This window comes from Aquiflexum gelatinilyticum (genome assembly GCF_024813435.1).
GTDB lineage: Bacteria > Bacteroidota > Bacteroidia > Cytophagales > Cyclobacteriaceae > Cognataquiflexum > Cognataquiflexum gelatinilyticum.
Window position 1 is genome coordinate 1,066,212 of record NZ_JANAEZ010000001.1, and the last position, 21,445, is coordinate 1,087,656.

The 21,445-nt window shown below is 40.1% G+C and carries 20 protein-coding genes; 10 read left to right on the top strand and 10 right to left on the bottom strand.

Annotation, left to right across the window (positions count from 1 at the left end; all coding sequences use genetic code 11):
* Positions 1 to 9 precede the first annotated feature (9 nt).
* Complete coding sequence (locus NK987_RS04475) at positions 10 to 438, bottom strand: IPExxxVDY family protein (RefSeq protein ID WP_259262884.1); 429 nt, start codon at positions 436 to 438, stop codon at positions 10 to 12.
* Between the two features lie 151 nt (positions 439 to 589).
* Here NK987_RS04475 and NK987_RS04480 point away from each other — a divergent pair, with 151 nt between their 5' ends.
* The 5 genes from NK987_RS04480 to NK987_RS04500 are packed head-to-tail and all read left to right on the top strand — an operon-like array spanning position 590 to position 5,879.
* The gene (locus tag NK987_RS04480; protein WP_113925470.1) at positions 590 to 826 is read left to right on the top strand and encodes an acyl carrier protein; all 237 of its coding nucleotides are present in this window, start codon (positions 590 to 592) and stop codon (positions 824 to 826) included.
* A 22-nt stretch (positions 827 to 848) separates the two neighbouring features.
* Positions 849 to 2,102, top strand: a complete 1,254-nt coding sequence (gene fabF / locus NK987_RS04485; RefSeq protein ID WP_258421538.1) for a beta-ketoacyl-ACP synthase II — start codon at positions 849 to 851, stop codon at positions 2,100 to 2,102.
* Between the two features lie 2 nt (positions 2,103 to 2,104).
* Positions 2,105 to 2,845 carry a ribonuclease III gene (gene rnc, locus NK987_RS04490; RefSeq protein WP_259262885.1) on the top strand — a complete coding sequence of 247 codons (741 nt, stop codon included), beginning with the start codon at positions 2,105 to 2,107 and terminating at the stop codon, positions 2,843 to 2,845.
* Between the two features lie 43 nt (positions 2,846 to 2,888).
* A complete protein-coding gene (gene nadE / locus NK987_RS04495) occupies positions 2,889 to 4,736 on the top strand; it encodes an NAD(+) synthase (RefSeq protein WP_259262886.1) in 1,848 nt (615 codons plus the stop codon).
* A gap of 36 nt (positions 4,737 to 4,772) precedes the next feature.
* Complete coding sequence (locus tag NK987_RS04500) at positions 4,773 to 5,879, top strand: prolipoprotein diacylglyceryl transferase (RefSeq protein WP_259262887.1); 1,107 nt, start codon at positions 4,773 to 4,775, stop codon at positions 5,877 to 5,879.
* Here NK987_RS04500 and yidD read toward each other — a convergent pair.
* Positions 5,876 to 6,097, bottom strand: a complete 222-nt coding sequence (gene yidD / locus NK987_RS04505) for a membrane protein insertion efficiency factor YidD (RefSeq protein WP_258421534.1) — start codon at positions 6,095 to 6,097, stop codon at positions 5,876 to 5,878. The genes NK987_RS04500 and yidD overlap by 4 nt on opposite strands.
* Before the next feature lie 73 nt (positions 6,098 to 6,170).
* Here yidD and NK987_RS04510 point away from each other — a divergent pair, with 73 nt between their 5' ends.
* The 4 genes from NK987_RS04510 to NK987_RS04525 all read left to right on the top strand — a co-directional run bounded on the left by NK987_RS04510 (position 6,171) and on the right by NK987_RS04525 (position 13,187).
* Positions 6,171 to 7,628, top strand: coding sequence for a POTRA domain-containing protein (locus tag NK987_RS04510; protein WP_259262888.1), 1,458 nt, complete (start codon positions 6,171 to 6,173; stop codon positions 7,626 to 7,628).
* A 102-nt stretch (positions 7,629 to 7,730) separates the two neighbouring features.
* On the top strand, positions 7,731 to 8,561 hold the full coding sequence (locus NK987_RS04515) for a PorV/PorQ family protein (RefSeq protein ID WP_338021191.1): 831 nt from the start codon (positions 7,731 to 7,733) through the stop codon (positions 8,559 to 8,561).
* Positions 8,558 to 10,660, top strand: coding sequence for a ComEA family DNA-binding protein (locus NK987_RS04520; RefSeq protein WP_259262889.1), 2,103 nt, complete (start codon positions 8,558 to 8,560; stop codon positions 10,658 to 10,660). Before NK987_RS04515 ends, NK987_RS04520 begins: the two co-directional genes overlap by 4 nt.
* Positions 10,661 to 10,724: 64 nt before the next feature.
* Positions 10,725 to 13,187: a zinc-dependent metalloprotease gene (locus NK987_RS04525; RefSeq protein ID WP_259262890.1), complete on the top strand. Its 2,463-nt coding sequence runs from the start codon at positions 10,725 to 10,727 to the stop codon at positions 13,185 to 13,187.
* A gap of 49 nt (positions 13,188 to 13,236) precedes the next feature.
* Here the strand turns inward: NK987_RS04525 and NK987_RS04530 are convergent, their stop codons facing one another.
* Positions 13,237 to 13,368, bottom strand: coding sequence for a DUF2256 domain-containing protein (locus NK987_RS04530; RefSeq protein WP_259262891.1), 132 nt, complete (start codon positions 13,366 to 13,368; stop codon positions 13,237 to 13,239).
* An 85-nt stretch (positions 13,369 to 13,453) separates the two neighbouring features.
* Complete coding sequence (locus NK987_RS04535; protein ID WP_259262892.1) at positions 13,454 to 14,356, bottom strand: DUF1684 domain-containing protein; 903 nt, start codon at positions 14,354 to 14,356, stop codon at positions 13,454 to 13,456.
* A 177-nt stretch (positions 14,357 to 14,533) separates the two neighbouring features.
* On the opposite strand from NK987_RS04535, the gene NK987_RS04540 reads away from it, so the two are divergent.
* Complete coding sequence (locus NK987_RS04540; RefSeq protein ID WP_420841158.1) at positions 14,534 to 15,301, top strand: 3-keto-disaccharide hydrolase; 768 nt, start codon at positions 14,534 to 14,536, stop codon at positions 15,299 to 15,301.
* Positions 15,302 to 15,309: 8 nt separating this feature from the next.
* Here NK987_RS04540 and NK987_RS04545 read toward each other — a convergent pair whose 3' ends face one another.
* The 6 genes from NK987_RS04545 to NK987_RS04570 form a co-directional block, all read right to left on the bottom strand.
* Positions 15,310 to 15,723: an NUDIX hydrolase gene (locus tag NK987_RS04545; protein ID WP_259262893.1), complete on the bottom strand. Its 414-nt coding sequence runs from the start codon at positions 15,721 to 15,723 to the stop codon at positions 15,310 to 15,312.
* An 87-nt stretch (positions 15,724 to 15,810) separates the two neighbouring features.
* Entirely contained in the window at positions 15,811 to 16,356 is a 546-nt protein-coding gene (locus NK987_RS04550; RefSeq protein WP_259262894.1) for an Lcl C-terminal domain-containing protein, read from the bottom strand.
* Between the two features lie 206 nt (positions 16,357 to 16,562).
* Positions 16,563 to 17,306 (bottom strand): EcsC family protein, encoded by a 744-nt coding sequence (locus tag NK987_RS04555; protein ID WP_259262895.1) that lies wholly within the window; start codon positions 17,304 to 17,306, stop codon positions 16,563 to 16,565.
* Between the two features lie 89 nt (positions 17,307 to 17,395).
* Positions 17,396 to 17,794 (bottom strand): DUF2116 family Zn-ribbon domain-containing protein, encoded by a 399-nt coding sequence (locus tag NK987_RS04560; protein WP_259262896.1) that lies wholly within the window; start codon positions 17,792 to 17,794, stop codon positions 17,396 to 17,398.
* A gap of 190 nt (positions 17,795 to 17,984) precedes the next feature.
* On the bottom strand, positions 17,985 to 19,268 hold the full coding sequence (locus NK987_RS04565) for a D-alanyl-D-alanine carboxypeptidase (RefSeq protein ID WP_259262897.1): 1,284 nt from the start codon (positions 19,266 to 19,268) through the stop codon (positions 17,985 to 17,987).
* Positions 19,268 to 21,364, bottom strand: coding sequence for a S9 family peptidase (locus NK987_RS04570; RefSeq protein WP_259262898.1), 2,097 nt, complete (start codon positions 21,362 to 21,364; stop codon positions 19,268 to 19,270). Before NK987_RS04570 ends, NK987_RS04565 begins: the two co-directional genes overlap by 1 nt.
* Positions 21,365 to 21,445: the final 81 nt, after the last annotated feature.

Consider the following 21,445-nt stretch of genomic DNA (forward strand, 5'->3'; position numbering starts at 1 on the left):
TATTGGGTTTTAATAGGTTAATAGATTTTCTTTTGATTTGATTTTGTCGATGTCGAGTTTGACTACATTTTGGATTAATCCATTCCCCGAAAGGCGCTCAATATAGTCATTAATATCCACTTCGGAAGTAAAATCTTGGATGAGTAGGAAGTAGTCAATGATTTTTAATTCGGGAATCAGGTATAATGAATTGGTATCAAGGCCAAAGGATTTGTTTTTTAGCAACTGGATAAATCCATTTTCCTTTTCACTTTTATACTGAGAAATGCAAAGGCGGGTGCTGCTGATAAATTCCAACTCATAATCATCTGTTTTTGCTAATTTTAAATCCAAAGCATTATTGATGATCCAGGCCATTTTATAGTCTTTAACAGGGGCTACAAAACCAAGAAGTTCAAACTCATACAGGTGTTCGACAACTAATTTATTTCTCTTCATTCGGGGAAGAATTTGCTCAAACAAAATTAAAAATAATCTATCAACTTCTGACACCCTAAATAATATCTTCAATTTAGGTGAGGCATTTTTTTGGCAATAAGGTTTTAAATCTATTTCTTTGCGAAGTGTTTTAAATTAAACTGTTCGAAAAATGTCTGAAATTGCACAAAAAGTTAAAGCCATTATCGTTGATAAATTAGGCGTAGAAGAATCTGAAGTAACTCCTGAGGCTAGCTTCACTAATGATCTTGGTGCAGACTCACTGGATACAGTTGAGCTCATTATGGAATTCGAAAAAGAATTCAACCTTTCTATTCCAGATGACCAGGCTGAGCAAATCGGCACCGTTGGTCAAGCTATCAGCTACCTGGAGGCAAACGTAAAATAAAATATTCATTCAAAATTCATTTATGAATTTAAGAAGAGTTGTAGTAACTGGTTTAGGTGCCCTTACACCGATTGGAAATACCGTTCCCGAATTCTGGAATGGTCTATCAAATGGTGTAAGCGGTGCTGCGCCTATTACTAGGTTCGATGCTTCCCTTTTCAAAACCCAATTTGCATGCGAGGTCAAGAATCTTGAAGTCGAACAGTTTATTGACAGAAAAGAAGCCCGGAAAATGGATCTTTTTACTCAAATGGGGCTTATAGCTGCAGATGAGGCAATCAAAGATGCGGGTCTTGATCTTGAAAAAATCAACTTGCACAGGGCCGGAGTAATCATGGGTTCAGGTATCGGCGGTCTCAGGTCCTTTCAGGATGAGGTCACTGATTTTGCCAGAGGTGATGGTACCCCGAGGTTCAACCCCTTCTTTATCCCCAAAATGATAGCTGACATCTGCGCAGGCTTCATTTCAATTAAATATGGATTCAGAGGGCCAAATTTTGTAACAGTTTCGGCTTGTGCTTCTGCCACAAACGCCATCATTGATGCTTTCAATTATATCAGGTTAAATAAAGCGGACATCTTCATCACCGGGGGCACTGAAGCTACCATTACTGAAGCAGGTGTTGGCGGGTTTAATGCCTTGAAAGCACTTTCCCAAAGAAATGATTCTCCTACTACTGCTTCCCGACCTTTTGATAAAGACAGAGATGGCTTTGTTCTTGGTGAAGGAGCCGGGTGTTTGATCCTAGAAGATTATGAACATGCCAAAGCACGTGGAGCAAAAATATATGCTGAATTGGTAGGTGGCGGAATGACTGCGGACGCTTACCATATCACTGCTCCCCACCCTGAAGGAGAAGGAGCAAGCAATGTGATGAAGCATGCTTTAGAAGATGCAGAAATGCAGCCTGAAGATATTGATTATGTCAATGTACACGGTACTTCCACTCCACTCGGAGATATCAGCGAAGTAAAAGCGATTCAAAAGGTATTTGGTGAGCATGCTTATAACATCAATATAAGCAGCACTAAATCGATGACAGGTCACCTTTTGGGTGCGGCAGGTGCCATTGAAGCGATTGCTTCCATCCTTGCCATTAAAAATAGTCTCATTCCCCCTACCATCAACCACTTTACGGATGATGAGGAGTTTGATCCTAGATTGAACCTGACTTTCAATAAAGCCCAAAAAAGAGAAATCAGGGCAGCATTGAGTAATACCTTTGGATTTGGTGGGCATAATGCTTCCATCATCTTCAAAAAAATAACAGGATAATTTTGAAACTGTCAAGATTACTTAGGCTTAGATCTCTGTTTTATAATAAATACGAAAAAAGGCTTGCTTCCTCCATCAAACATATGGTCGGAAGCAAGCCTTTTAATTTGACTCTTTATAAACTTGCCATCAAACACGCTTCTGTGGCAGAGGAATCCATCAACGGGATGAAAATTTCCAATGAAAGGCTCGAATACCTCGGCGATGCAGTTTTGGGAGCAGTAGTTGCAGAATTTTTATTTATTAAGTATCCCTACAGAGATGAGGGCTTTCTTACAGAAACAAGAAGCCGGATGGTAAACAGGGAAGCCCTCAATCAAATCGCCATCAAAATCGGACTTTCGAAAATCATTAGTGAGGAATACAAAGGCAAAAATCTAAGTGCTCATAAATCTTTGTACGGAGATGCGTTGGAAGCAATGGTTGGCGCGATTTATTTGGACAGAGATTTCCATTTTTGTAAAAAATTCATCTTAAAAAGGATTATTATCCATTTTGATCTGGACAACATTATCAGCACCACGACAAATTTTAAGAGTAAAATCATCGAATGGGGTCAAAGAGAAAATGCTGAAATTGATTTTAAAACAATTTCTGTAAATGGAGAACAACGGTTCAAGGAATTTATAGTCGAACTCCATGTCAGCGGAAAACTTTTGGCAGAAGGAAAAGGAGCCACCAAAAAGAAAGCAGAGCAAGAAGCTGCTAAAAATGCTTGTGAAATTCTCAAGATAGCAGTATAGTAATGTATCTTTGGGGTCAGTTTATAGTATTTATATCAGCAAAATGTCAACATTAAAAATCGCTTGTGCAACTGTCAACCAAACACCTTTAGACTGGACAGGAAATCTTGATCATATCAAGCAGGCGATAATAAAGGCAAAATCCCTGAATGTAGAATTTGTATGTTTTCCTGAATTAGCAATCACAGGCTACGGTAGTGAAGATCTTTTTTTAAGCTATTGGTATCCCCAAAAAGCAATCAGTCAATTGACACACCTCCTTCCCTATTCAGAAGGAATTACAATAGCTGTTGGTTTGCCTGTCAGGATCCAAGAAAAGGTTTACAATTGTGTGGCAGTCCTGGAAAACCAAAAAGTTATGGGTTTTGTAGCCAAGCAATTTATGGCCATAGACGGGGTGCATTATGAGTTTCGCTGGTTTACGCCTTGGGAACACGGGAAAGTGATCCAGTTTGAATTTCAGGGAAATCAGATTCCTTTTGGAGACCTTGTCCTGGAGAAAAACGGGATAAAATATGGTTTTGAAATCTGTGAAGATGCCTGGAGAGGAGACCTCAGACCGGGCTTTAGACTCAAAGACAGAAATGTAGACCTTATCTTCAATCCAAGTGCAAGTCACTTTGCCATGGGCAAAAGTATCCTTAGAGAACAGCTAGTCAATGAAAGCTCCAAGAAATTTGCAGCTACTTATTTTTATGTCAATCTCCTTGGCAATGAAGCAGGAAGAATGATCTTTGATGGAGAAATCCTTGCTTCAAAACATGGAAAGCTGATTTTAAAAAACGAGCTTCTTTCCTTTGAAGATTTTCAGGTTTTGGTTTTTGACTATGACAAGAAAAAGGAAGAATACCTTGAAATTAAAAGCCTGCATGATAAAAACGAGGAATTTGTAAAGGCCTCAGCCTTGGCTCTTTTTGATTACCTTCGAAAAAGTAAAAGCAAAGGCTTTGTGTTATCCCTTAGCGGTGGGGCGGATTCTTCCACCATTGCAGTTTTGGTATCGGAAATGGTCAGACGTGGGGTTGAAGAACTGGGGATTACTCTCTTTCTTCAAAAATCGGGATTATCCTTTGTGCCATCGACAAATAATCCGGTCAAAGAAATCACCGGACAGCTACTTACAACAGCTTATCAGGCGTCCGACAATTCTTCATTTGTCACTTTCCAAAGTGCAAAGTTCTTAGCCGAAAGTATAGGCGCTGAATTCCTTCATTGGGAAATCACAGATGAAGTCAAATCTTACACAGAAAAAATAGAAAAAGCCATTGGAAGGAAACTTACCTGGAAAGAAGATGACATAGCGCTTCAAAACATTCAGGCAAGGACCAGATCCCCGATCATTTGGATGCTTGCCAACATAAAAAACGCCCTTCTTTTGAGCACTTCAAACAGAAGTGAAGGAGATGTAGGGTATACAACCATGGACGGAGACACAAGTGGAAGCATCTCACCTATAGCTGGGGTTGACAAGCATTTTGTCATCCAATGGCTTCGTTGGGCCGAAACAGAACTTAATTATTCCGGCTTGAATAAAGTGAATGGTCTCCAACCTACAGCTGAACTCCGACCTTCTGAAAACCAACAGACAGACGAGACTGACCTCATGCCTTATGCTGTAATTGTCGAAATCGAGCGGCTAGCTATTCGGGACAAAAGGTCACCGCTTGACATCTTTTTAATCCTAAAGGAGGAATTGAACGTAGAAAAAGAATTGCTAAAAAGTTATATCAAAAAATTCTTTCGGCTTTGGTCCCAAAACCAATGGAAAAGAGAACGCTTTGCGCCTTCTTTTCATTTGGATGAATTCAATGTCGATCCAAAAACCTGGTACAGATTCCCGATATTATCAGGAGGATATGCGGAAGAATTGAAAGAATTGGATGAATATTGAATTAAATAAAATCACCTGATCCAAAAAAACAACAATATGACATTACAACTGATAGTAGACTATATCGTTTGGAGTCCCAACCCGGCGGTTTTTCCAAGTTTTGAAAGGTTAAGGTGGTACAGCCTATTGTTTGCTTTTGGATTTATAATATCACAACAGGTGATGATCTACATCTACCGCAAGGAAGGTCAGGATGATAGGCTTGTTGACAAGCTGACTATTTACATGGTATTGGCCACTATTATCGGTGCAAGATTAGGCCATGTACTTTTTTATGAACCCGAAAAATACCTCAGCAATCCCCTCGAAATCCTAAAAGTTTGGGAAGGAGGACTTGCGAGTCATGGGGCAGCCATTGCAATATTGTTTTCCTTATACCTGTATGCAAGGAAGGTTCCCACTCAAACATATTTATGGGTGGTAGACCGCATTGTGATTGTAACAGCCATGACAGGTGCCATGATCAGAATGGGAAACCTGATGAATTCTGAAATAGGTGGAAAACCGACCGGTACTGATAGTGGTTTTGTATATGCTAGAGATAGTGAAGAAATTTTGGAAACTTTACGCATTCCGGTTTTAGAAGTCAGCTCGTACAAACCTGATAACAGAGAATCTGAACTTACCGGGACCGGAATAGTTCCTGTCAATATTGATATTAAAATAGATAAGGGAGGATTCAGTGAGGGTGATCTCAAGGCTACATTGAATACCGATGTCAAGTATGTTTTGACCAAATTCAAGAGTTCTCAGAAATACATGGCGGAAAACCCCGATACTCCCTTGAATTTTGATCTTTCTGATAAGGGAGACCATTTTCTGGCTACAATTTATACTTTTGGTATAGCCCGGTATCCTACCCAAATTTATGAATCGGCATCTTATTTTATAATCTTCCTTGTTTTACTTTGGCTATGGATGACTTACAAGTCAAGGCTTCCTGATGGTTTGCTTTTGGGATTGTTTTTGATCTTGGTATTTGGAATGCGCTTTGTCTGGGAATACCTGAAAGAAAATCAGGTTGACTTTGAGCAGGGACTTTCTCTAAACATGGGCCAATGGCTGAGCATTCCATTGGTGATCGGTGGCTTTATATTAGTGGGATTGGCTTTAAAAAAAGGCTTCAAAGGTAAAATAAGCTAAGGAACCGGGTCGTGTCCATGACCTCCCCAAGGGTGGCAACTTGCTATTCTTTTGATTCCTAGCCAACCTCCTTTGAATATTCCGTGTTTCAATATGGCTTCTTTGGTATATTGGCTACAAGTGGGTGTATACCTGCATGAAGCAGGAAAAAGTGGAGAAATCACATATTGGTACACCAAAACCGGAAATATGGCGATCTTTCGGATAATTGTTTTCAAAGCAGTGATATTTCAGGGATAAAAAAATATAGCAAGCTAAAGTTCATTTAATTTAAAATAAGTACTGTCTAACTTGAAAGATTTTCGCAAATATAGCTTTCTTTTCCTCCTTCCATTGCTTGGATTTTTTGAGGTAAATTATGCTGTTGCCCAGACTGAAGCAGTAGAAAAAGACAGTACAACAACGGTCAGCCATCCGGAAAAGGTGGTCATCAATAATATTTTTATTGTAGGAAATGAAAAGACTCGAAAGAATATAATCCTTAGGGAAATAGACCTTAAAACAGGAGTCAGTTATGATTGGGATGAATTGATCTCGATGATACAGGCTGATCAAAAAAAAATCTATAACCTGCAGTTGTTTAACAGTGTGGAAATCACACCACTCATCACGGACAATGAACAGATTGAACTATTGGTCTCAGTAACCGAAAGGTGGTATATCATCCCAAACATCATTTTCAACCTTGCTGACCGTAACATTGCAGAATGGTGGACTAACCAAAACCGGGATTTTTCCAGGGTAAATTACGGAGCAAGGTTGGTTCACAACAACGTTGGCGGCAGGAATGAAAAGCTGAAAGTCGGAGCACAATTTGGTTTTGTTAAAGCATTTGAAGTACTGTACAGCATCCCTTATCTGGACAAAAATCAAAACCATGGCATCTCCGGCCAATTTACCTATTTCACCCAAAAGACCATTCCCGTTAAGTCAGCATTTAACAAACAGGTTTTTTATACCAACGAAAATGAAGAAGTTTTAAGAAAAAATTCTTCCGCCTATTTCAGATATAGTTATAGAGGGAGTTATTACAATTTTCATTTTGTAACTTTTGGATACAACAATACAACTATCAACCCTGACGTTTTTGTCCAAAATCCTGACTATTTACTGAATGAAAGCAACAAACTCAATTACTTTGTACTAGGATATACTTTTAGACACGATAAAAGGAATAATATCCAATATGCCACCGAGGGTGAATTATTGAACATCAGTGTGACAAAGTATGGCATCTTTGCATCAGATGATATGGATGATACCGAAATCTCTATCAATGCCAATAAGTATATCAAAGTAAGCGATAAATTCAATTTTGTTTCCGGATTGTCACTCAATTCATTTATTCAAAAAAGACAGCCTTTCACTTTGGTAAGAGGAATCGGATATAATCCCAATTTTATCAGGGGTTATGAACTGAATGTGGTGGAAGGTCAGCAGATCCTTGTACACAAAAACAGCTTCAGATTCAAATTTATTGACGTGGGATATGATATTGGAAAATATGTCCCATTGGAGGAATTTTCTTACCTACCGCTCAAAATGTATCTTGGTTTTAATTTTGACCATGGATTTGTCAATGACCGAAACAACCTGCCTGACAATGCCCGTCTGACGAATAAATACCTTTTTGGCTATGGAGCAGGCCTCGATATCGTGACGCTTTATGACATGGTATTCAGGTTTGAATACTCCCTCAACAACCAAGGTGAACAGGCATTTTTTGTCAACTTCAGGGCACCTTTTTGAGTTAGTCGAATTTAAACGTTTAAGATCGGATAGTTATTTTTTCCTTTCCTTTTGTACTTGTATTTTTAATTGAATCGATTTTCCTTCGGTTTTTTTAATGACATGACAAGTCCTCTCAAATTTTTGTTTCTCTTAAGTCTGATTTTAGGCTGTGCTCAAGCTAAAGGACAAACCGGTACAGAAGCATTGCCTAGAGGCGGAAGAAGCATGGGTTTGGGAAATTCCAATGTGACAATCGGAGATGTTTGGAGCATTTTTAATAACATTGGGGGACTCTCAAAGATTGATCATACCCAAGCTACATTTTCATATGACCATCGTCTCGGCATCAATGAACTCACAACATTGGGCGCTGCTGTTGTTATTAAAGGTAATCAAAAGGCTTATGGGTTAGGAATTTCAAGTTTTGGATCGGAGAATTTTTCCCAAAATCAAATCGGAATTGGTTTTTCAAATCAATTGGGAATTGCAAGTCTTGGGCTAAAAGTAAATTATTTACAGACGAGTATTGAGGGATTTGGAAGGGGCGTGGCAGCAATCATAGAATTTGGAGGGGTGGCAGAATTGACACCTGAATTGTTTTTTGGAGCCCATGCCTACAATATCACCCGTGCGAAATATGGCAAAAATTCGAATGACCGCTTGCCTACTACCATCAAAGCGGGGATTTCTTATCGACCTGCCTCAAAGGTCATGGTAAACCTTGAAGCCGAAAAAGACATCCTCCTAGACCCATTATTGAAATTAGGATTGGAATATAATATTTTGGAAAGGGTATGGGCTAGGGTTGGAATGAATACACAACCCAATAAATTCTTTTTTGGTATAGGTTTCCGTCCCAAAAGATACCACATCGATTATGCATTGACCCAGCATTCCAGTCTGGGAAATACGCATCATTTTTCATTCAGCTACCTGTTTTTAGCCAAATGAAAACCTTGGTTTCCATAGGAATTTTGGTGCTTATGGTAGTCCATCAAAGCGAGTCCCAGACCTACCGGAAGGACGAGATCAATATCGAAAATTTTATAGAGGAGCTTTTTGGAATGCAAAGGTCAGATGAGAATTATGAGGATCTTTATGAAAGTCTTTTGCAGGTATTTCTAAATCCCATAAACCTGAACAAAACAAACGCAGAGGAATTAAAGTCGATATTCATTTTGACGCCTTCACAGGTCAATAGCTTTATTGCATACCAAAATCAATTTGGGGAATTTATTTCAATCTATGAATTACAAGCCATTCCTGATTTTGACCTGGAAACTATCTATAAGCTCTTACCATTTGTCGTTTTGGATGATTCAGAAAAGATGCAGGGCTCGTTGAAAGAAAGGGTTCTGTCTTCAAAAGATGCATATTTTATCTTCAGGCAAAATATGGTTTGGGAAACCCGAAAGGGGTATACGCCTCCTGATACTTTGGGAAATGGGGAGCTGACAAGCAGGTATCTTGGTGATCCCAATAGCCTTTACGGCAGGTTTAGAATCCAACATTCAAAAGATTTCAGTCTTGGATTTACGATTGACAAAGATTCCGGGGAGCAATTCATTTGGAATCCCAATTCAAAAAGGTTTGGCTTCAATTTTTTGTCATATCATTTTACTTTATACAACCAAGGTAATTTTAAGGCAATTTCGCTGGGAGATTTTCAGATGCAGACCGGGCAGGGTTTGGTGTTTGGTGCAGGATTTGGGGTGGGAAAAGGAGCCGAAACCATCACTACAGTCAGGCGAAGTGCCATAGGCATAAGACCTTACACTGCAGCCTTAGAATTTGGCTTTTTCAGGGGCATGGCTGCCACTTATAAAGCAGGCCCATTGAATGTTACCTTAATGGCTTCAAATGCGCCACGGGATGGAAATCTTCAGGCCCAAATTGACACCATAGAAACTACGGAGGAAATCATCACTTCATTGCAAAGCAGCGGGCTCCATCGCACAGCTACCGAGATCACTTACAAAAACAGGATCCGTGAGAAAAATCTCGGAGCCAATATCCATTACCAAAGCAGGAAGCGGGATTTTCAAATTGGGGTCAATTCCCTTTATACCCAATTTGGACAGGCATTTCAAAGAAACAGGCAGGTTTATAACCAATATGAGTTTTACGGTAAAGCAAACCACCTGCAAAGTCTCTATTTTGCATACAACTATCAAAATTATTTTTTCTTCGGAGAAACTGCAATATCGAAAAGCGGAGGAAAAGGTTCGGTTTTAGGAATGATGAGCAGCCTGCATCCAAAGCTTGGATTTTCGGTATTGTGGAGACGTTTTGACAGAGATTTCCACAGCTTTTACGGCAATGCCTTTTCCGAAGGAACGAGACCGATCAACGAACATGGACTCTATTTTGGCTTGAATTACAAACCCAATCAAAAGATAACCTGGTCAGTTTATTATGACTATTTCAGGTTTCCATGGCTTAAATACCGGGTATATGCACCATCAGCAGGAAACGAGTGGCTTACTCGGTTCACTTACTCACCATCCAGGAAAATTCTGCTTTTTGCCCAAATCCGTGAAGAATCCAAAGCAAGAAATATTTCAGAACTCCAAAATAATTTTCAATCAGGCTACCAACTTTCCCAAGGCAAAAAATGGAATTATGCCTTCAACCTGGATTATAGTCTAGACAAACATTGGAGTATCAAATCTAGAATCATGTCTAGCAGGTTTGACTTCAACAATAAAACCACAAGAGGTTTTGCCATCAGTCAAGATATCAATGTTGACTATGAAAAATGGAGGCTCTCGGGAAGAATCGTACTTTTTGATACAGAAGACTATGACAACAGGCAATTTATTTATGAAAGGAATGTCTTGTGGCTATTCTCTATTCCTGCGCTTAACGGTCAGGGGATGCGGTATTATCTTTTGGGTCAATATAAAATCAATCCCAAACTGACTTTTTGGGCAAGAATAGGCAGAACAATTTTTACTGATCGAGAAGTCATAGGAAGTGGCCTACAAGAAATAAATGGCAACAAGATTACAGAAACGGTTTTTCAACTTCAATACCAGTTCAATAGATAATTTCCACCATCGGTACAACCTTCATATGGGTTTTTGATAAATTGAGACATCAAACCACCATCATATGAAAAAACTGTTTTTACTAGAATTATTTTGTTTGATCCTCCTTTCTGCACCTATTTTTGGTCAGATAGTAGATAAAAGCAAATTCAGCAAAAATGAAGGTTTCTTTACCTTTTACACGGATGAAGACAAAGGAAAAATCTACCTGGAAGTAGATAAGCTAGACTTTGAATTTCTTTATGTGAATTCCATGCCTGCCGGCATTGGATCCAATGACATTGGTCTCGACCGTGGTCAATTAGGAAGGACACGCATCGTAGAATTCAGAAAAGCGGGCAACAAACTTTTGCTGGTTCACAAAAATTACGAGTTCAGGGCTTACAGCGACAATCCTTCAGAAGTCAAATCAGTAAGAGACGCTTTCGCAGAGTCTGTCCTTTGGGGCTTTGAAATCGCAAACAGTGAAAATGGCAAATACCTTGTCGACGCAACCTCCTTCTACATGCAGGACGCCCATATGGTTGGAGAGAAATTGGGTTCAGCGAGACAAGGGACTTATAAGCCTGATCCTTCCCGCAGTGCACTTCATTTTCCAATGACTAAAAACTTTCCAAAAAACACAGAAGTGGAAGCAATCGTAACACTGACCGGAACCCCTACCGGAGCTTATATCAGGTCTGTTACCCCCTCTCCGGAATCTGTAACTGTAAGGCAGCGTCATTCTTTCATTGAACTGCCTGACAATAAATATACCCCAAGGGAATTCGATACAAGGGCAGGATATTTCCATATTGATTACATGGATTTCACCAGTCCAATAGGCGAACCGATGGTCAAAAAGTATATCTCAAGACATAGGTTAGAAAAAAAGGACCCAACAGCCGCAGTGTCAGAAGTAGTTGAACCCATCGTCTATTACCTTGACAGGGGCACTCCAGAACCTGTCCGTTCTGCTTTGCTTGAAGGCGGTAACTGGTGGGCACAGGCTTATGAGGCTGCAGGATTCAAGAATGCTTACCGTGTGGAATTGATGCCTGAAGGTGCTGATTTGATGGACGTGAGGTATAATGTCATCCAATGGGTACACCGCTCGACAAGAGGTTGGTCTTATGGTTCTTCGGTAACAGACCCAAGGACAGGCGAAATCATCAAAGGCCACGTGACGTTGGGAAGCCTCAGGGTAAGACAGGATTTTCTGATTGCTCAGGGACTGATTCAACCATATGAGGATGGAAAACCAAAAAACCCTAAGATGCTTGAATTAGCATTGGCAAGGTTGAGACAACTTTCTGCACATGAGATCGGACATACTTTGGGTTTGGCGCATGCTTATGCTTCCTCCCCCACCAACCGTGCCTCTGTCATGGATTATCCTTATCCTATGATCAAGATGGATGAAAATGGAAACATTGATATCTCTGATGCCTATGATGACAAAATCGGAGAATGGGACAAATGGGCAATCCGCTATGGTTATGAAACCATTCCAGCCGGACAATCAGAAAAAGCCCACCTGAACAAGCTCCTAGAAGATACCTATGCGGCAGGACATACATTTATTTCAGACATGGATTCCAGGCATCCGAGCGGAAGCCACCCTACATCCCATCTTTGGGACAATGGCACCTCAGCACCTGATGAATTGATGAGGATGATGGCCATGCGGTCCAAAAAGCTAAATTCATTTGGGTTAAATTCAATTGATGAAAACCAACCCGAAGCATTGATGGAGGAAGTTTTGGCTCCCCTTTTCTTGATGCACAGGTATCAATTGGAAGCTACGACCAAGCTTGTCGGAGGATTGGATTACACCTATAAAGTCAAAGGAGATAACCAAAGAGTACAATCCAGGCTGGAAGCTACCAAGCAAAACGGAGCATTGGAGGCCTTGCTTTATGCTGTTCAGCCGGAACAGCTTGCCATTCCTACCCAGATTCTGGACCGGATGCCTCCACGTCCTATGGGATATTCAAGAAACCGTGAAACTTTCCCTTCCAGAAACGGACTGAACTTTGATCCTTTGGCTCCGGGAGAAAATGTGGTCGACCTGACTTTCGGACTACTTTTTGAAGCAGGCAGAGCAAACCGATTACATCAGCAGCAATTGTTTGATGCAAGTTTACCTTCTTTTTCAAATGTTTTGGAAAAAGTTACCGCACAGGTTTTTGGGAGTGGCTATGATGGGACTTATCAGGGGGAAATCCGCTTGATGGTTCAAAACAAGCTGACAGAACACCTGATCAATCTTGCCAAAGACCCAAGAGCTACGGCAACAGTGAAAGGAATCACAAGAAACCAATTGAGGGAGATTGCTTACTGGAATTGGAATAAAGGTCAAAACAAAACTGGACCATCCAAATCCACTGCGGCCAAAAGTACTTCTGACGACTTCCACCGATACTTGGCTGACAAAATCAACCATTTCTTCGACGAAAAAGAAGAATTCAGTATCCCATCGGAACTTGCTATACCTGATGGAGCTCCTATCGGAACTACCGATCTGAGATGTGACTTTGAATATTAAAAAAAACAAAACCCGGCTGAACTCAATTTCAGCCGGGTTTTTAATTCTCTTACTTTTTTGTCCCCGCACATTTTTTGGAGCAGTATTTCACATTCTCCCAATTCTTCTGCCACTTTTTTCTCCAAGTAAATGGACGATTGCAGACAGGGCAAGTCTTGGTTGGCAATTCCGATTTCTTCATTTAATAGGAATCATTGTTTTATCAAAAAGTTTAAACATTTCTCATGTCTCATGTCTTGCATCTTGCTTCTCGCTTCCCGGTTCTACTAATGTTCTCCAAATGTCTTTTCCCCAGCTGTAATTGCCAGATCAAGCATATTCTGTCGTGGTGGCAGTGGGCAAGTGGCATGTGGCGTAAATACACAGGGAGGATTATAGGCTTTGTTAAAATCCAAAATCACTAGATCTCCCGACATAGGCTTTTTGACATACATATACCTTCCTCCACCATAGGTCTCTCCCCCACTCGTATTGTCAGCTAGGATCAGATATAATTCATCCTCAGCATCCAAAGCATCGATTTTGTAGGTTATGCCATCTTTTTGAAATTCAAGGTAGCCTGGTGATGGATTTGGTGTTGTCTGTCCCAAAACGTTCGTAATCGGGATTTCCCTAATCGGGGAATAGGGTATGAATTTAGCTTCGAGCCTCCATTCCAAGTCTATCGGGTACCTTTTAATGCCCTCAAATTGGGTGACAGCAGCCGTCTCTAAATCCCTCAACCTGACTCCATAGGCATCAGCCCTTTTAATAATATTCCATCTAAGGCTCTTAAATGATAGCTTTTCAAACTCCTGAGTTTCCACATCAAAAATCTTTACTTTCTCTTTTAACTCATTTTCTCCCAAGAAAATACTGTCTGTTTGGGGCGTGAAGTAAACTTTTCCTTCTTCAAGCAGAAATACCCCGATCGAATCAGGAAATCCTTCGGATTCCAATCGGAACGTAGATTCAGTACTTGTTCCAAAAGTGGTTTCACCTTGCTTAAGCCAATGTAGTCCGATCAGGTTGAGCCAACCCTCTTCTGATTTTAGAGATTTAACACGATCCTGGTACCAAGCTTCCACCTCTACGGCATGCTCTTCGGGATTGATTTGGGATTCTTTTTTTCCACAAGAAAAAACAAAAGTGAAATAGGCTAAAATCAATAAGAATCGGGATAGTTTCATAGGTTGTATGCTAGGTTTTCAAGGCAATTTAAAAATCTTATCGTCCAAAAACATCTAGCCAAAAAAATTAACCTGATTGAAACTGTGATGACAGCAAATAATTTCCAGCTGAATAAAAATTTTTCGATTTGAACTGAATGGTAAGTATCTTGATCTATTGTTCAAACCAAAATAACCATGAACGTATTTCAAAGAATAACAATTATTGCAATGTGCCTTATGACCCCGATGTTGGCTTTCTCCCAAACAGGCGTGGGAACCAAAAAACCCAAAGGTGCAAAGCAACTTTTTGATGGAAGCAGGAAAATGCTGGATCAAAAATGGACTTATTGGGAAGGCCCAAGATTCAAAGCAGCGCTACCCATCAAATGGGAAATCGTGAGAGATCCGGTAGACAAAGGCACAGCGATGAACAGTAATGACCCGGCAGCCGCAGGAGGATTGTATGGTGCTGCCGATATCGTCACCAAAGAGGAATTCAGGGATTTTAGGTTACATGTCGAATTTTTAATCCAAGAAGCAGGAGGCAACTCGGGAGTTTACTTACAAAACAGATATGAAATCCAGATTCTCGATGGAGACTATGGCGACCATGGATTGGCGGCAATTATCAACGAGCACATACCTACAGTACAGGCTTACAATGGATTGGGGAAATGGAATGCCTATGACATCAACTTCAAGGCTGCAAGGTTCAAAGAAGGGAAGTTGGTAGAAAAGGCAAGGGTGACCATCTACTTCAATGGCAAAAAAATCCATGAAGACAAATCAATTAGCCAGGTATGGGGAGGTCCAAATTCAGGTCAGGATGGAGGAAATGACGGAGGAAAAGGAATTACAGACCGTCCGGGAGGTATCAAATTACAAGCTGAAGGACATAATGTGCTATATAGGAATATCTGGATCAAAGCCACTGATCTTGGTGAAATGGGAACAGATTTCTAATTCTTCAATTAATGGATTTTATATAGCCTGGCAAACTCCAATACATTAGGATACATCCATTCTTTGATTTCAAATACTTCCGAAGGACTAAAGAATCTGATTTCCTGGCATTCGGGTGAAGGTTTGAATTCAAGGTGAAAAAGCGATGTTGGATAAACGGCATTCACAATATATTGACCTTTAGGATTGATTACAGAAAAAAAATAATGGGGATGGTCTGAAATGTATTTTGCTTCCAAAGCCATTTCCTCTTTCAATTCTCTTCGTAACCCTTCCTGTGGGCTTTCTCCGAAATCCAATCCACCTCCGGGAAGTTCCCAGAGACCATTTTCTTCCCTGACAAGAAGAAACCTTTGTGAAGCATCCACCACAAGGGCTTTTACAGACACCCTGTAAAAGCAATCGGGAATTTGAAATGACATAAGCTTATACTTTATGAATTTTAACCCATTTTTTGACAAAAAAAAACCTGTGAGATTTACCCACAGGTTTTTCTTATTTTTTTCAAATCAAAAGAATCGGATTACCCTGACATTCAAAACCTCACTCTTAGGTTTTGACAACAATTCTCCAGTTACAAAAGACATCACACAGGCGTTAGTAGCATTACTTTCACAAGAACTCCAATATTCAACTGAAGAAAAACCGCCAATCAAATCTCTGTTTTTATATAAGTAATTCATTTCTTCCTGACTTGGCATAAACCAGTCATCGTATCCTCCCACATTAAAATCCAAAGTGACTCGTGCCGCTACGGACCCATCATTTTCGGGATGGCATTGGGTGGGATTGTTGTAGTAGTCCGGTAAAGCATCATGAAACGCCAATACTAATTCAGTGTTGGATCTACCAAATCCAACTTCCGGGGAAGTTCCGCCTACAGCGGTTCCTTGACAACCCCATTGCGATTGAAATACTTCCTCTACAGGGGCAATGATTATTCCTGTTTTCTTACCTTCTACAAATCCCTCTTCTCCTGGCTCGAAAATATGTGCCACAACTCCACCTTGATAAGGTTCACCTACAATAACGTTTTCAGGACTCTCTTCTTTCACACATGAAGAGAAAATAATAAATAAAGATACCAAAAAAGGCAGTACCGATTTTGACGATAATATCACGGGCTTTAACATACTAATTTTAATTTAGGTGGGTATTAAGCTAATCAACAAGACATTGCTGAATAACCACAAAGTTAATATAAAAGAACTTAAAATCAACAATTTCAAGATATTGGAAAACCCTTAAAGTATTTCATCCTCTAAATTTCCCAATCAAAATACCTTAAACGATAACATTGGATGGCATTTTGTCCAAGTTTATTTGCCAATTGATAGTTGGCTACTGCTCCAACACCTGCCCCGATGATGGGGATTAGTTGGGCAAGTTTTACGAGATCCAGGTAATCTCTGTACTGTAGCTGAAAATCCCTCCAATCAAAATCGGAGACATCAGCAGGGAGTTTGGCGATATAATCATTCCAGTCTTCAAGTAGGGATAAAGTCTGATTTCGGGTTTCCTGACTTGAAAATGTCAATTTGAAGATATACAAGAGGTAAAGCCGCTCCTCAAATTTTTTTACATCATAACCATATGCTGCAGCAATCTCGAAGAGCATCTTCATTTTGATGGTGAGAAATGCAGGGAAATCAGCCAAACCCAATAAAATTCCTCCGGCACCGGTAATCGCCCCCTCTGCAGAGGCAGTGTTTTGGTATATTTTAATGATTTTTTTTACTTTAATTTCCCTTTGTTCCAATGATGAACCAATCAAAGGTGAAGGGGTAATATATTTGGTTCCAAATAATACACCTTTTACCATTTTTTCAATCGCATAGGTGATAACCTGATGGACTTTTTCAGGGATCATGCTATTTATGCCTTCCTGAGTGCTTTTTGTCAGCTTATTGATAAACCCAGGTTTCTTTCTGGTTTTTACAAGCCATGCATTAAGTTCGGCTGTGGCAATGTCATCATACATTGATTTTGACAAAGATTGAGACATAGTATTGTTTATTTACCCTTATGTATACATAATCAGATGCCTTAGGGTTCTATTTATGAAATTTGTTTTTAAAAACCTGAAAGTTTCAATCATTCAATATTTTTCTCTATTCTCGAAAGATTGTCTCCCAAATCCCTTACCACTAAAATCCAGCCTCCTTCCATTTCCACAAATCCGTATTCAAAACTATAGGTATAAACATTTCCTTTCCAATTGATATACGTGTGGGTATGGTATTTGAAATGGTAACCTAATTGTTGGAGTCTTTCTTTTGGAATCTTTACTTTTTCAATTCCATCTACAAGAATCCTTTCAAGAATATTCCTGTTTATTTTCAGGTATCCCATGATGTTTCTGACTTCAGTACTGTCACCTATCCTTCTTTGGTTGTTGTGGCTGTTGCGGCAGTAGTCATCACAGAATTTCTTATCTATTCTTCCTAAAATTGATTTACCACAATAGTAGCATTGCTTTTTTTCCAGATCCATAAAAGTCAATTTTAAACAATAACTTAATAACTAATTATGGTAAATTTAATTTACCCTTTAGTTCAAAACAATACCCAGAACTGGGTATTTATTTCATAAAAAGTAAAAAGAGATATAAAAAATGATGGTAAAAGTCAAAGTTTGATTTTAAAAAATTCAATATATGGAGGGTTAAACAAATATTCTTCTTTCAATATTTTTCATGGATTTCTGTCATCAACCTTACCATTTCGGCTCTTATTTCAGAAGTTGGTCTGATAAAATTATTGTTCATAAAGACATATCGGTAGACTTTCCCCTTCTTGGTTTCTATCCAGCCACTCTGAAGGTGCATGTACCTGAGCGAACCTGTTTTGGCCCAAACAAAAGGTTTTCCATTGTCAGTTTTATAGGCATTCTTAATCGTTCCCGACACCCCTCCTGCAGGCAAGAAAGTCTTTAACCTTTCGGCATCTCCTATTTTTTGTTCGAGTTTATGCAATACCTCCAATACCGTATTGGGAGTAAAAAGATTAAATCTTGACAAACCTGACCCATCTTCCCAAATCGGTTTGTTTTTAAGATCAACCAAATAGTTTTTAAGGCTATACTCAATTGTTTTATTCACATCCAGAGTATCTCCCAATTGACCTGAACAAAGAAGTAAAATCTGCTCAGCAAGAAAATTATCGCTCGGCAGCATCATATGCCTGTACAAGCTATCTGAAGGAATACTCAGAAGGGTCTTGATACCTGCAGGCCTATGCCTTCTGATCAGCGTGACATCGCGTTTTAAAGTATCCTGTAACAAAATTCTGGTTACCTCCAAATCCATAGGAAATGGTATTTGGCTTTCAAAACCAACAGGAACCGGAAGACTTGGCATCAGTAATTCCTTTCCGGATTTGGACCTGCGAAGTGCAAATCTGTTGGTTATAAGCGTAGAATCGATTTTAATATAGTTTGATATGCCTATTGGACTTACTATCAATTTATGGCTAGAATCTGATTTAATTATTGTTTCATTACCATAAATAGGGAAATGGCTCAAATCCGCACGCCAGGGACTTGGTTCAAATTCAACATCAGGATCTTTTGCCAAGTATATCGAATAGGGACTGTCTGCCAAAAAATCAAATACCTTGCGGTTATCAAGTTTTGGATGTAAAAAAGAAGGGTCTCCTGTACCCCAAATTACCAATGAATCTCCGTTTACATGGTATTTCAATCCGGGAATTGAATCCCCAAGGATATTTAATGCTGCATACAATGTCAGAAGTTTGGTATTGGAAGCCGGAACAAAATACCTGTCAGGATTCTGTTCATAAATGATTTTGCCTCCCTGTTCTTCAAGGATAAATCCCACGAAATGCTCCTGCATGATGTCGGATTGCTCAAACATCTTTCGGACTTTTCTTGTGTTTAGTTTCTGTGCTTCTGATGCATGTATTGAAAACAAAGCAGACAGAAAGACAAGTAAAAATGCTTTTTTCATCAGGGATTAAGGTGTTTTTTGAGAAAATCAGCTGTGGCACTGTTGACTTTGACCATATTGGAAAATACCATCCAATGATGGCTATCCCCCGGGATAATCAGGTATTCATAAGGCTTCTTCCGCTCCTCAAATCTCCTGACCAAATCAGTTGTCTGACTGACCTGTACATTTCTGTCATCGTCGCCATGGATAAAAAGAACCGGGGAGGTCCAGGTTTCTATGTAGGCCAGAGGAGAAGAAAACCAAGCTGTCTTTACCGCTTCATCATAATCAGGAGCCTTTTCATATCCTTCAGGCATTTCCAACCTGCCAGACAGGTTATGGACACCATGGATATCCACCCCGACTTTGAAAAGTCCTGAATCTTTACCCAAAGCCAAGGCTGTCAGATATCCTCCATAGGAACCCCCATAAATCCCAACCCTGTTTTTATCCACCTGAGGTAAATCAGCCAAATATTCCCCTGCCGCCTTTACATCAAGGTATTCTTCGGCTCCTTGCCAATAGGTACGCGGCGCCTTATGAAATTCATAGCCATAGCCGATTCCCAACCTGAAATTGACTGACAATACCACAAACCCAAGTTCAGCCAGATATTGGTTCACTGCATAAGTATTGGAATAATAGTCCATATAACTCCAGCCTAAAAGCATCTGCCGCTGTGGCCCTCCATGGACAAAAAGTACTGCGGCTTTTTTGGTGGGTCCTCCCTCTTTTTCAAAAAGCTGTCCATGGACAGTTAAGCCATCTGGGGACTTAAAAGTTACCTGTTTTGGCACAACAAGACTCTTTGCAGGAAAATCATTAGGTATAAGATTTTCAGCCAGCAATCTTGATTTTTTACTTTTAATCTCCACCACCGAAGGTAGAAGTGATCTATTTGCAGTGGCTGAAAAATAGGCAACTGCTTTGTTGTCAGCAAAAACAGTTGGGATGGCTTCAATGCCTTCCCCTTGGGTTAAGAGTGTCATTTCCCCTCCATTTACAGCAACCATTCCTATATGCCTTCTGTCGATGTCTGCTTTATCCGGTCCTGTATTCGCAGAAAAAACCAGAAATTTCTTATCTTGGCTTAAGCTGATATGCTCTACCATAAAGTTGCCCTTTGTCAATTGCATGGATGGTCCTGAGTCAGCGTTCATCGCATAGAGATGTGGCCATCCATCCTCATAAGATAGGTAAACTATTTTGTCATCAGCTGCCCAATTAAGGTTAAACCCGCCGTTGGTTGTCGGGACAGAACCTCTGAGGGTTTCAGGAGCTTTCCATCGCTTGGAGGCAATCCCAGTAACGACATCTGCCACCCAGATTTCCCAAGGACTGTGTCTTGGTTCCAATAAAGGCAAAGCCTCACCCTTTCCACCGGGTAATCTCACAAAAGCAATTTTCTGACCGTCCCCAGACCATCTCGGACTGACGTCCCTGCTGAATGAAGGGGCAATCCATTGGATCGGATTAGCACTTCCGCTGAAGATTCCGATTAATGAATGGGTACCCCTGTTGGCAGCAAACAATAGTTTTTTTCCATCGGGAGACCAGGCAATGGCGTTCATATTTCCTTTGGCCTCAAACAACTGAGAAGCTTTTCCCTCTTGGTAATCGACAGTCCAAACTTGTCCACCTTTGAGGAAAGTAATGGTTTTGTTATCAGGTGAAATCGTGGGATAGTCTCCCTCAGTCAGTGCTTTGGCATTGCCTCCTTCAAGGGAAACAGTCCAAATCTCTACTTTAGGAATATTTGAATTGTTTGCCGGATTGAAACCAGCATTCGGATCCCAATTGCTGCCATGTTCCCCTCCCCTTACAAAGAGCAGCCAATTACCTTCCGGAGAAAACTGTAAACTGCTGATTTCCTGACCATCGTCCTTGTCAAAAGAGGTGACTTTTTTGGGATTGAAATCGGGGGCCTCAGCAACATATACATTCCTCAGACCTTTCTCATTCATGGCCCAAGCCATTTTGTTTCCTTTCTTTGAAGTCACCAATTCGGAAGGAAAAGAAAAGGAAGACACCTGTTCCATGGTGAAAGATTGGGCATAAATTCTGAAAATCAGTCCCAAAAACAAGAAGGGCAAGCACATCAAAATCTTTTTCATTATATCGCAGTTAGATTTATTTAAGGTAATCAAATTCATCTATATCCAAAACAAAAAAGTCCTCCGCAGTTGCAGAGGACT

Coding starts and splice junctions, on each gene's coding strand:
- fabF (WP_258421538.1), top strand. CDS start 849: ATGAATTTAAGAAGAGTTGTAGTAACTGGTTTAGGTGCCCTTACACCG.
- NK987_RS04530 (WP_259262891.1), bottom strand. CDS start 13,368: ATGAAGAAATCGGAATTGCCAACCAAGACTTGCCCTGTCTGCAATCGT.
- NK987_RS04545 (WP_259262893.1), bottom strand. CDS start 15,723: ATGTCATTTCAAATTCCCGATTGCTTTTACAGGGTGTCTGTAAAAGCC.
- NK987_RS04520 (WP_259262889.1), top strand. CDS start 8,558: ATGAAAACCTTGGTTTCCATAGGAATTTTGGTGCTTATGGTAGTCCAT.
- NK987_RS04540 (WP_420841158.1), top strand. CDS start 14,534: ATGAACGTATTTCAAAGAATAACAATTATTGCAATGTGCCTTATGACC.
- NK987_RS04500 (WP_259262887.1), top strand. CDS start 4,773: ATGACATTACAACTGATAGTAGACTATATCGTTTGGAGTCCCAACCCG.
- NK987_RS04560 (WP_259262896.1), bottom strand. CDS start 17,794: ATGGATCTGGAAAAAAAGCAATGCTACTATTGTGGTAAATCAATTTTA.
- NK987_RS04525 (WP_259262890.1), top strand. CDS start 10,725: ATGAAAAAACTGTTTTTACTAGAATTATTTTGTTTGATCCTCCTTTCT.
- NK987_RS04480 (WP_113925470.1), top strand. CDS start 590: ATGTCTGAAATTGCACAAAAAGTTAAAGCCATTATCGTTGATAAATTA.
- nadE (WP_259262886.1), top strand. CDS start 2,889: ATGTCAACATTAAAAATCGCTTGTGCAACTGTCAACCAAACACCTTTA.
- NK987_RS04570 (WP_259262898.1), bottom strand. CDS start 21,364: ATGAAAAAGATTTTGATGTGCTTGCCCTTCTTGTTTTTGGGACTGATT.
- NK987_RS04555 (WP_259262895.1), bottom strand. CDS start 17,306: ATGTCTCAATCTTTGTCAAAATCAATGTATGATGACATTGCCACAGCC.
- NK987_RS04515 (WP_338021191.1), top strand. CDS start 7,731: ATGACAAGTCCTCTCAAATTTTTGTTTCTCTTAAGTCTGATTTTAGGC.
- NK987_RS04535 (WP_259262892.1), bottom strand. CDS start 14,356: ATGAAACTATCCCGATTCTTATTGATTTTAGCCTATTTCACTTTTGTT.
- NK987_RS04565 (WP_259262897.1), bottom strand. CDS start 19,268: ATGAAAAAAGCATTTTTACTTGTCTTTCTGTCTGCTTTGTTTTCAATA.
- NK987_RS04475 (WP_259262884.1), bottom strand. CDS start 438: ATGAAGAGAAATAAATTAGTTGTCGAACACCTGTATGAGTTTGAACTT.